The 8,944-nt window shown below is 68.6% G+C and carries 10 protein-coding genes; 5 read left to right on the forward strand and 5 right to left on the reverse strand.

All coding sequences use genetic code 11. The features are described from left to right. The first annotated feature begins 244 nt into the window (after window positions 1-244). Both G4D87_RS27845 and ltrA read left to right on the forward strand, forming a co-directional pair. Window positions 245-982: a DDE-type integrase/transposase/recombinase gene (locus G4D87_RS27845; protein WP_371928605.1), complete on the forward strand. Its 738-nt coding sequence runs from the start codon at window positions 245-247 to the stop codon at window positions 980-982. Between the two features lie 706 nt (window positions 983-1,688). Beyond that, complete coding sequence (gene ltrA / locus G4D87_RS27850; protein WP_240358664.1) at window positions 1,689-2,948, forward strand: group II intron reverse transcriptase/maturase; 1,260 nt, start codon at window positions 1,689-1,691, stop codon at window positions 2,946-2,948. Window positions 2,949-3,191: 243 nt separating this feature from the next. On the opposite strand, the gene G4D87_RS27855 is transcribed toward ltrA, so the two are convergent. Then, entirely contained in the window at window positions 3,192-4,046 is an 855-nt protein-coding gene (locus G4D87_RS27855; RefSeq protein WP_205507750.1) for a hypothetical protein, read from the reverse strand. Between G4D87_RS27855 and G4D87_RS27860 the strand changes: the two genes are divergently transcribed. The 3 genes from G4D87_RS27860 (at window position 4,036) to G4D87_RS27870 (ending at window position 5,339) form a co-directional block, all read left to right on the forward strand. Then, window positions 4,036-4,242 carry a hypothetical protein gene (locus G4D87_RS27860; protein WP_163785683.1) on the forward strand — a complete coding sequence of 69 codons (207 nt, stop codon included), beginning with the start codon at window positions 4,036-4,038 and terminating at the stop codon, window positions 4,240-4,242. The genes G4D87_RS27855 and G4D87_RS27860 overlap by 11 nt on opposite strands. Before the next feature lie 57 nt (window positions 4,243-4,299). Beyond that, window positions 4,300-4,440, forward strand: coding sequence for a hypothetical protein (locus G4D87_RS27865; RefSeq protein ID WP_163785684.1), 141 nt, complete (start codon window positions 4,300-4,302; stop codon window positions 4,438-4,440). Between the two features lie 176 nt (window positions 4,441-4,616). Next, on the forward strand, window positions 4,617-5,339 hold the full coding sequence (locus G4D87_RS27870; RefSeq protein WP_240358665.1) for an immunity 52 family protein: 723 nt from the start codon (window positions 4,617-4,619) through the stop codon (window positions 5,337-5,339). A 100-nt stretch (window positions 5,340-5,439) separates the two neighbouring features. Here the strand turns inward: G4D87_RS27870 and G4D87_RS27875 are convergent, their stop codons facing one another. The 4 genes from G4D87_RS27875 to G4D87_RS27890 all read right to left on the reverse strand — a co-directional run. Then, complete coding sequence (locus G4D87_RS27875; protein WP_163785689.1) at window positions 5,440-6,231, reverse strand: PIG-L deacetylase family protein; 792 nt, start codon at window positions 6,229-6,231, stop codon at window positions 5,440-5,442. Next, window positions 6,228-7,514, reverse strand: coding sequence for a glycosyltransferase family 4 protein (locus G4D87_RS27880; protein WP_163785691.1), 1,287 nt, complete (start codon window positions 7,512-7,514; stop codon window positions 6,228-6,230). Before G4D87_RS27880 ends, G4D87_RS27875 begins: the two co-directional genes overlap by 4 nt. Continuing rightward, entirely contained in the window at window positions 7,511-8,377 is an 867-nt protein-coding gene (locus G4D87_RS27885; RefSeq protein ID WP_163785693.1) for a sugar phosphate isomerase/epimerase family protein, read from the reverse strand. Before G4D87_RS27885 ends, G4D87_RS27880 begins: the two co-directional genes overlap by 4 nt. Next, on the reverse strand, window positions 8,374-8,944 hold a 571-nt coding region (locus G4D87_RS27890; RefSeq protein WP_205507751.1), incomplete at its 5' end, for a YcaO-like family protein. The genes G4D87_RS27890 and G4D87_RS27885, both read right to left, overlap by 4 nt.

Below are 8,944 nucleotides of genomic sequence, written 5' to 3' on the forward strand. Positions count from 1 at the left end.
CATCCGGGGAGTGAGGGGATGCGTTCGAGGGAGGGCACGGGAATCGAACTCGCCCGGGGCGCCTCTCTGCGGTTTTGAAGCCCCGTCTCCTCAATGCGGACTACTCAGGATCGAGCGCCCAGGTGCCGTCCTTCCAGCGTCGTAGTGTCATGAGCGCTCCGATGGCGGAAACCCCTCCCTCGTTCGCCGCCGCTTCCAGTACCGCCTTGGCTTCTTCCGTCCGGTAGCGGAGCAGAAACACCGGGTGCTACGCGAAGCGGGGCAACTGGCCCACCGTGGCCGCGCCAAGGCGCCCACGCCCAGGCCACGGGCCGAGCACCTCGCCACAGGGCCGAACCAGGTGTGGAGCTGGGACATCACCTACCTGAGGGGCCCCGTGACGGGCAGCTTCCTCTACCTGTACCTGGTGGTGGACGTCTTCAGCCGCCGCATCATGGGCTCCGAGGTGCACGAGGAGGAGTCGTCCGCGCATGCAGCGGCCCTCATCCGCCGCTGCTGGCAGGAAGCGGGCTGCCCCGAGGGACTGGTGTTGCATGCGGATAACGGTGGCCCCATGAAGGGCGCCACGCTCTTGGCCACCCTGCAGTGGCTGGGCGTCACCCCGTCCTTCAGCCGCCCCCGCGTCTCGGACGACAACCCGTTCTCCGAGGCCCTCTTCCGCACGCTGAAGTACCGTCCCTCCTTCCCACAGCGCCCCTTCACGTCCGTCGAGGACGCGCGTGCCTGGGTGACGCGCTTCATGGCCTGGTACAACACCGAGCACCGCCACTGCGCCATTCGCTTCGTCACGCCTGACGACAGGCACTTCGGCCGCGAGCACGCGCTGCTGGCTCGACGTCGCGAGGTATACCAACGCGCTGAAGCGCGTCATCCCGAGCGCTGGAGCCGCGACACTCGCAACTGGACGCCGATGGGCCCCGTCCGTCTCGGCCCCTCTCCGAACCTCACCCCGGCTGTGCAGGAGATGAAGCGCATCGGTTGAGCCCTCTCACGCGACAACAATCTTGAGTGCGCCAGGCCAAGCCTGGATGAGGAGGACGTAATGGCATAGCCGGAACCGAAACCTCACATGGAGCCCAGCAGGTGAAATCCCTGCCCGGCAAAGGTGGCCACCAGCCGGAAGCGAGTCTTGCGTGGCGCCGGGGTAACCCGGGCTGCGAAGCGTAGACAGCGAGCGTGCGGGCCGCGTCATTGAGCCCCGAAAGAGTTGGTCTCGTGAGGGCCGACGTCGTTCAAGAGACGGAAGGCTGTACTGGGCGCGCCGCGAGTTCGGCCAGGCGCTCCCAGCCTCACCGGGGTCGCCAGAGCGGGGCACGTACGCAAGGGGCTCCCCAGGAACCTGGGAGGCCCTGTCTCTTCCACCACAACGAGACGGTTGGGGAACCCGTCAGAACAACCCCGGCGTCCGGGCGATGCGTCCGCCTCCCGGAGGAGCGAAAGACGGACGAGGGTGGTACCGCGAGGGCGAAGGCAACGAAGCCGATAGCGGGAGGAGCGACAGGGCGTCGGAGTGCTCCGTAGTGCCGCAGAGGCAGGGGAACGGCTGCTGCCCGGGGCCGGACCCTGCGGAGGGAAGGGAGCACCGGAACATGGACCCGAAGGAGGGAAAGATGGCGGGAACACCGAGTCCCATCCCCATCTCAACGCGACTTCAACGGATAGCAACGCTGGCGAGGCAGGGGCCGGACATGGCCTTCACGACGCTGGCCCACCACATCGACATCGACTGGCTGCGCGAGGCCCACAGGCGGGTGCGCAAGGACGGCGCGGTAGGCATCGACGGACAAACGGCCCAGGAGTACGCGGCGAGGCTGGAGGACCACCTCCACTCGCTGCTGGGGCGCATGAAGTCCGGCACCTACCGAGCGCCGCCCGTGCGTCGGGTGCACATCCCGAAGGGGCAAGGCAAGACACGTCCCATCGGGATTCCGACCTTCGAGGACAAACTCCTCCAGCGGGCGGTCGCCATGGTGCTGGAGGCCGTGTACGAGCAGGACTTCCTGTCGTGCAGCTACGGCTTCCGGCCCGGACGCAGTGCACACTTGGCGCTGGAGGCATTGTGGCAGCAGTCGATCGAGATGAACGGTGGGTGGGTGCTTGAGGTCGACATCCAGAGCTTCTTCGACACCCTGGACCATGGACAGCTCCTCGCCTTCCTTCAGCGGCGGGTGCGCGATGGGGTGCTCCTGCGCCTCATCGGCAAGTGGTTGAACGCAGGAGTGCTGGAGGATGGGGCCGTCGTCCACCCCGAGGAAGGCACTCCGCAGGGGGGCGTCATCTCCCCCTTGCTGGCAAACGTCTACCTGCACGAGGTGCTGGACGTGTGGTTTGAGAGGCAGGTGAGGCCGCGTCTGGTGGGCCGGGCCGCTCTCGTCCGCTACGCCGATGACTTCGTGGTGCTCTTCACCCGGGAGGAGGACGCTCGGCGCGTCATGGCCGTGCTTTCAAAGCGCTTCAGCAAGTATGGGCTGACGCTCCACCCGGAGAAGACGAGGCTGGTGCAGTTTCCTCGGCCACCCCGCTCGGCTACCAAGCCGCTCGGGGCACGGCCGCGCAGCTTCGATTTCCTCGGCTTCACCCACTATTGGGGGAAGACGCTGAAGGGCAGGTGGGCCGTCCAGCGGAAGACCACGTCAAGCCGGATGTCGCGGGCGCTGAGCAGGATGACGGACTGGTGTCGCATCAACAGGCATCTGCCCGTTGCCGAGCAGCACCGCGGCCTCGTACAGAAGGTGAGGGGCCACTACGCGTACTACGGAATCAGCGGAAACACGCGGAGCCTCACTCGCTTCCTGTACTGGGTGGCACACACGTGGCGCAAATGGCTTGGACGCCGCTCGCAGCGCGCCACGCTGGCATGGGAGAGATTCGCACGGCTGCTGCAACGCTACCCGCTGCCACCTGTGCGCATCATCCACCGCTATCGCACTCTCGCAGCAAAACCATGAGCCGAAGAGCCGGATGCGGTAGTCCCGCACGTCTGGATCTGTGGGGGGCCAGGGAGGGTGACTTCCCTGGTCTACCCGACCGCTCACCGCCACCCAACTCCTCTCGCGGCGCTACGCCGAGCTGCAGTGTCGATAATCCCCTCGAGGACCTGCACCTCCTCGCCGGAGTCCACCAGCCCTGGCTATCCTCTCTCCTGACGGGCGCGAACGCCCGTCATCCCTTCCGTTGAAGCGGGTGTCCGGTCAGAACGACAGGACGTCGCGCCGCACCGAGGCACCGCGCTCGAACTCGGACAGCACCGAGGCCGCATCGAACGGCAGCGGCTCTGACAGCTCCTGGGCCTGGCCCGGGTCGTCCTGGGCCAGGAGTCCCGAGGTGACCTGGAGTTCGAAGTAGCCCACGTTGTTGTTCTCGTTGCTCTCCGTGACGACGCCGTTGGCATCCGCGACCAGTACGATACGGTAGCTGCCCAGTGGCATGGCGGAAGAGAAGGTGATGGGCGTGGGCGGCAGGGAGAAGGGCCCCGCTCCAGTCCCGACGGAGACAGCGCCAATCACTTCCAGCACCTGGAAGCTGGGGTCCGTTAGATAGATGCCGACGTGCGAGCCGGTGGATACGGGGCATTGGGTTGCCAGAGTGAATGAGAGGTCGGCGGCCCCCCCCGGCTGGATAGTATTGGGCGAGAGCGTCCCGCCGGAGAAGTAGAAGTCCGGCGGTTTCGTGCTGCCCATTAGCAAACTGCGATCCACCAGCGGAGTGTTGTCCACAAACCCCAGGATGTAATAGGTCTGGGGTTGACACGCAGCCGCGATGGCCTCCAGTTGCGCGACGGTCGACGCCTGCATGTTGACCCGGTGCATATATACGGTCTGGGTGCCAGACGGAGGATAATACGGTCCCAGGCCGTTGCCTTGGAGAAGGATCTGTCGCGAATCGAGGAGCCAGACCGGACCGCTCCCGTTCGGGGTCGTGGATAGATAGAAGTACAACTGCGCGGACGCCGCGCCGACGCCGTACTTGCTGCCGGAGAGCGTGTAGTTCACGTTGAAGCCTGTCAGCGGATTCGCCACCGTCGCGGGAGGAGTGATGGAAATCATCCTCACTTGCGCCAGGGCGGGACTCGACACCAGCCCGAACAGCAAGAAGCAAGATAGCCACAGGGATTTCTTTGTCATTCATAAACTCTATGTGGCAAACGCTGCTCGCCGCAAGGTGTCCACAAATCAAGCGCCCGAAATCAAGATTGCCCCACCCTGGGGCAATCGCATCCCACTCTTGATGCGCTCCTCTTGATTGTATGTTTATGTCGAGAGCGGAACCTGAGGGAATGCCATTCGCCCTCTTCTTGATATGTCTATCGGGGCGCGGACGCGGCTGGCCGAGGTGAAGGAGGAGTACCGAAGGGCGGCGGAGGAGGCGGCGTTGACGGCGCTGGGCGCCCGTGAAGCCTTGGTGCTTGTGGAGGCGAGCGGTGCCAAGGTGAGCTGCTGAGCGGACTGGATAGGGATGGGATTGAGCAGGGACATGTCGAGGTACCGGTAGTGCGATTCGGTGGCACGTCGCGGAGCAGAAAACGGCTGATGCAGTTCGGGGGCTATTGAGGGGAAGAGGCATCACCGAGATTGACGTGATCTTCACCCCTCCGCTTCCATAGGGGGATGCGCAGCATGGACGAGACCATTTATGCCGGTGCGTATTGGGGGCCACGGAAGGAACTCCCGGAGGATTGCGCCCGCCGAGTGGACGTTCTCCTCAGGGGCCTTGCAGCCATCGACCCGTCGTTCGGGCGCTGGTTCCAACTGGGGCGGTCGCGCCAGGAGGCAGTGCGGCGCCCCATTGAACCTACGCGCCAAGCCTTGGAGCGCCTCATTCGTCGAGGCAGGGACCGAGTGTTTGAGGACCTTGGATTCCGGATGCGCGGCTGGAATGGCGTGGAAGATGATTACGACGCAACGGGCTTTGACGTCACCTGCGGTGGCTACGCCGACTCAATGACCAACTTCTGCTACTTCAACCTGCCCAGTCGCAGTGCGAACGCTGAAAGGGTCATGACTGCCGAGGCGCTGTGCCAACTCCTCCGGTGCATGGTGCTCGCCTGGGAGCCTGATTCGGCGGTGGTCACCTCGGCGGCACACCGGGACATGGTTTCATCCAACCCCAAGCCTGGAACGTTCGTGGGCTGGATAACGTATGTGTCTCGTCGCAAGGGTACGGTGCCTCCGCTCCCTGCCCCGGTCCGCATCGAGCCCGTGGAGGATGTCGGGACGCTCGTCGTCCTCACTCCGGAGCGATTCATGGCCAGCAATCCAGCGCATGTCGCGGTAGCTGGCCGGGTTCATGAGTTGCTGGCGCGGGCTGGGCTGCTGGCGCCACTTCGGCACTCAGCGTAGCGGCGCTACTGGCTCGGGACCGCCGTGACGAACTCCGAGATGAAGGCGCTATCGCTGCGCGCGCTCCTGCCCGACAAGGAAGCCTGACCCGCAACGGCCATCAGCTCGCCGTCAGCGCCCCCAACAAGTCCGGGGCGAGGTCGGCTCCCGCGAGGAACACCTCCGCATGGCCGGTCCGTCCATGGGCTACCGCCTCGCGCTGCTGGAAGGCCGCCAGGGTGGGGCCCACGGCCTCGGCCCCGCCAAACTGGAAGCCGACCTGGGTGCGGTAGCAGGTGCAGCCGCGCACCTTGCGCCACAGTTCGGCGGACACGTCCACCACCACCGGGCGGAGGCCCGCGGGCAACGAGGGGTCCGGCCGTGCTCCCGGTTGGCGCACGGCATAGGGCGTGTCGCGGTACCACAGCGTGCGCGACGCCCATTCGCCCAGGGATGGCAGCAGCCGTGCCACCTGCACGTGGTCCACATGGCCGCCCAGCGCCTGCGGCGCCAGCACGAGGTCCGGTCGCAGGCCGGCCACCACCGGGGCGAGCCGTGCCACCGCCTCGGCGCCAATGCCATCGTCCTCGCGAGGCGGCGTGAAGAGGGCCGCCGCGCTGTCGTAGCCACGATGTGGCGCCTCCGGCAGGTCGGCCCACACCAGGGCATCCACGTCCATCCGCGCCGCGAAGTCGCGGTCCTCCTGGCGACGCAGCACCATGTAGTCCACCTCCGGCGGGAGGCCCTTGTCCGTCTGGCATGCGAGCGCGAAGCCCGTGGGGTGGGGCACCGAGCGGGTGAAGACGGTGACCAGGGCCACCGTCCACCCCCGCGCCTTCAGCCGGGCCAAGGTGCCCCCGCAGGAGAAGGCGACGTCGTCCAGGTGGGGCGACAGGAAGAGGGCGGTGCTCATAGCAGGTGCGGCGCGCTCCGGAAGCGGCAGGAGGGGTCCGCGGTGTCCACGGTGGTCGCCGGGTCGTACAGCCGCGTCCAGCCCGTGTCCGGGCGGGTGCCGGTGAGCTGGCCATACACCTGCTGGATGCGCCGGCCCACCGCCTGCCACGAGTACAGCTCCCGCACCTCCGCCAGGGCCGTGCGCGCGAGGCGGCGGCGCAGCTCCAAGTCACCCAGCATCCGGAGGATGGCCTCCGCCAGCGCGGGGGCGTCCTGTGGGGGGACGAGCAGCGCGTCCCGGCCGTCCTCCAGACAGTCCACCACGCCCACCACCCGCGTGGAGACGATGGGCAGGCCGCTGGCCATGGCCTCCAGGAGCGTGTTGGAGAAGCCCTCCGCGTACGTGGGCGACACGAACAGGTCGCCACGCCGGTAGACGGCGGGCGCGTCCTCGTAGGAGGCGTGGCCAGTGAGCTCGACGCGGTCGCCCAGGCCCAGCGCGGCCACCCTTTCTCGCACGGCCTCCAGGTCCGGGCCGATGCCGGACACCAGGAGCCTCACCTCGCGGCCGTCGCGCGCCAGCAGCCGCAGCGCGTCCAGCAGCTCCATCACGCCTTTCCGCGCGTCCACGCGGCCGTGGTAGAGCAGCACCGGCCGCGCCCGCATCGCGCCGAGCGACGACTCGTCGCGCGGGTGGAAGCGGCGCGTGTCGGTGGCGCCGGGCACGAAGGTGAAGCGCTCCAGCGGCGTCCCATGGTGGCCCCGCACCTCCTCGGCGAAGGAGCGGCTGCCAATCAGCAGCGCCCCCGCGTGGCCCAGCACCGCCAGCATGGCCTGCTTGTGAGTCCCACAGCAGGTGCCCACCCAGTGGCCGTCACCGCCCTGGATGGACACCATGTTGGGCAGCCCCAGCCGCCGGCTCGCCTCCAGCGCGGCCAGCCCGCACGGGTAGCCGTACTGCGCATGGATGAGGTCGAAGGGTCGCCGCCGGTGCTCCCGCTCCACGGTGGCCACCAGGTCCTCGACGTCCTGCTCGAAGCTGGCCGGCAGGCCCTCACCGACGCGCTGCTCCCCCAGGGACTCGCGGCCCAGCACCGTGACGCCGGGGACGCGCGGCGGAGGCCCACCGCCATAGACGGAGCCCCCCGCCCGGTCATCGCGGTACTGGCTGACCAGCGTCACGTCATGGCCGCGCTCCGCCAGCTCCCGCACCAGGTTGAGGGCATAGACGCTCATCCCCGAGACGGCCGGAAAGAAGCGCCGGGAGATGAAGCAGACCCGCGGAGCATTCCTCCCGCTCATGCGGCCACCTCCGCGCCCGAGGGCATGTGCGCCCGCAGCCACTCCCGGGCCTGGGGCACCATGGTGTGCGCGCGGTGCGAGTCGCGCGACAGCTCGACGCACACCAGCCGGTCGAAGCGAATCTTCACCAGCGCCTGGAGCACCGACGACACGTTCAGGTCGCCCTCGCCGAAGGGCAGGTGCTCGTGCACGCCGCGCTTCATGTCCTCCAGCGCCACCGTGCCCAGCTCCGGCGCCAGCTCGCGCACCGCGTCCGCCGGCACCCGCTCCTGCGTCACCCACAGGTGTCCCACGTCCAGGGCCAGCCGGAGGGGGGCCGCGCCGCGCCGCGCCACCGCCTCCTGAAGGCAGCGCCAGTCATCCACCGTCTCCACGCGCATGCCCGGCTCCGGCTCCACCGCGGCCACCACGCCGCGCGCCGCCGCGTAGTCCGACAGCCGCGCCACGCCGTCCACCAGCCAGCCCCAGGCCGCCTCCGGGTCCACCCCGGGGCGGGGCACTCCGGCCCAGAAGGACACCGCCTCGCCCTGGCAGATGGCGCACAGGTCCACCGCCCTCTGGAGGAAGTCGAGCCTGCGCTCACGGCCCTCCGGCTCCGGGCTGATGAGCGTGGGCTCGTGCTTGGCCCGAGGCTCCAGCAGGAAGCGCGCGCCCGTCTCCACCACCAGCCCCAGGCCGAGCTGCCCCAGCAGCTTCGCCAGCGCCTCGGCGCGGCGCTCCAGCCGGGGCGCGAAGGGGTCGAAGTGATGATGGTCCAGCGTGAGGGCGACGCCGTCGTAGCCGCTGTCGGCGATGAGCCGCAGCGCGTCCAGGAAGCGGTGGTTGGCGACGCCGTTGGTGTTGTAGGCGAAGCGCAGGCTCATGACAGGCCTCCCCCGAAGCGACGGCGAAGCAGCACGTGCTGCACGCTGTGGCGGCCCGGCTCGCGGTAGAGCGGGTAGAGGCGGCCCACGCGCTGCTCGGCTCGCCGGACGTCGAACCAGGCCGGTCCGCCCAGCCGCGCCTCGGCGGCGGGCGTCAAGCGCACGGCCCGGGCGCCCTCGGGCGGCGCGCCGAGCCCGGCCAGCGGCTCGCCTCGGGCGCGCAGCCGGGCCACGTTCCGCTCACCGATACGGAAATACGTCATCGTCTCCACCTCGAGCCCCGGCACGAGCGCCTTGACGACGTAGACGGCGTGGTCCGGAGGAGACATGTCGGCCACGAGGATGTCGAAGCCAGCGGCCTGCAGCGTCCCCACCACCTGCTGGCAGCGGACCGTCGGGTCCTCGGCGGCAGGGGCGCGGGGGAGCTCCGCGAAGCGCACGGTGCGCGTGCACGCGAGCGTGCTGGCCGTCAGCTCGCGCAGCGCGTCCGCGGGCAGGCGGGCCCACTCGACCATGCCCCGCAGGGCCCGCTCCTCCTCCCGCTCCACGTTCACCTGGGGGGGGAAC

The organism is Myxococcus vastator, from assembly GCF_010894475.1.
Classification (GTDB): domain Bacteria; phylum Myxococcota; class Myxococcia; order Myxococcales; family Myxococcaceae; genus Myxococcus; species Myxococcus vastator.